Annotated in this window: 1 protein-coding gene and 1 pseudogene; both read right to left on the bottom strand. The window is 71.1% G+C overall.

Annotated elements, in window-relative coordinates; genetic code table 11:
- The coding region (locus tag AB4Y43_RS40385) for an ABC transporter ATP-binding protein (protein ID WP_368730284.1) at positions 1-1,161 on the bottom strand (1,161 nt) is incomplete at its 3' end.
- A pseudogene (locus AB4Y43_RS40380) lies at positions 1,158-1,254 on the bottom strand (ABC transporter permease); the annotation flags it as partial. The gene AB4Y43_RS40385 and the pseudogene AB4Y43_RS40380, both read right to left, overlap by 4 nt.

Raw genomic sequence — 1,254 nt, 5'->3', positions numbered from 1 at the left:
TCCGAAGGTGCGCGAGACGTCGAGCGCGCGCAATACGACGCGCGGTTCGTCTTCGCCATTCGACGGACCACCGCTCGAAGTCTGCGAACCGTCGCCGCCTCCGATCAGATTCCCGAACGGCAAGTCGATCGCGCGTTCGTGATAGTGGCAGCGCGACATCTGCTCGCCGTGCGGCGAGGCCATGCGATGCGGCGGCGGCGCTTCCACGCGGCAACGCGCGTCGGCGAGGCGACAGCGCGGTGCGTAGATGCAGCCGGGCGAGCTCACGCCAGGCGCCGGCAACTCGCCCGGTATCGTGTCGAGCGCGCCCGCATGCTTGTTGCGGCCCTGCGCCGGCAGGCAGCGCAGCAGGCCGACCGTGTACGGATGCCGCGCGCGCTCGAACACGTCGCGCGTGGCGCCTTCCTCGACGAGCCGCCCCGCGTAGAGCACGCCCACGCGTTCGCACATGCGCCCGATCACCGCGAGGTCGTGGCTGATGAGCAGCACCGCCATGCCCAGTTCCGCACGCAGCTTCGCGATGAGGTCGAGCACCTCGGCCTCGACGGTGGCGTCGAGGCCCGTGGTCGGTTCGTCGAGGATCAGGAGCGCCGGGTTCGACGCGAGCGCCATCGCGATCACCACGCGCTGCTGCATGCCGCCCGAGAGCTGATGCGGATAGCTCGCCAGCACGCGGCCCGGATCGGCAATGCGCACACGTTCGAGCATCGCGTGCGAGCGCGAGCGGGCCACGCTCGCGTCGGCGCCTGCGGCTTCGAACGCTTCGTTCAGCTGGCGGGCAATCGTGAGCGTGGGATTGAGTGCGCTGGCGGGGTCCTGATAGACCATCGAAACGGCGTTGGCGCGCAGCGCGCGCAGGCCGTCGGCGTCGAGCGCGAGCACGTCGTCGCCCGCGATCGCGATGCGCCCGGCCTTCACGCGGCCGTTGCGCGGGAGATAGCGCAGCGCGGCGAGCGCGACCGTCGACTTGCCGCAGCCCGATTCGCCGACGAGCCCATACGCTTCGCCGCGCCGGATGCGCAGCGAGACGTCGGTGAGCACGTCGCGGTCGCGCCCGCGCACGCGGTAAGCGACGGTGAGGCCGACGAGCGCGAGCGCGTCGTCGTCGCGCGGCGTACTGAAGGTGGCGAGAGCGGGGCGTGAAGAAGCGGGGCGGTTCACGATTGGAGCACCTCGCGCAGGCTGTCGGCGATCAGGTTCACGGCCACCACGAGCGAGGCGATGGCGAGCGCGTCGAACGCCACGGTCCACCAT

Origin of the sequence: Paraburkholderia sp. BR10872 (genome assembly GCF_040965835.1) — a bacterium.
In the GTDB taxonomy this organism is placed as follows: domain Bacteria; phylum Pseudomonadota; class Gammaproteobacteria; order Burkholderiales; family Burkholderiaceae; genus Paraburkholderia; species Paraburkholderia nodosa_A.
Note: the sequence above shows the minus strand (reverse complement) of the source record. Positions and strands in the feature narration are given on the sequence as shown.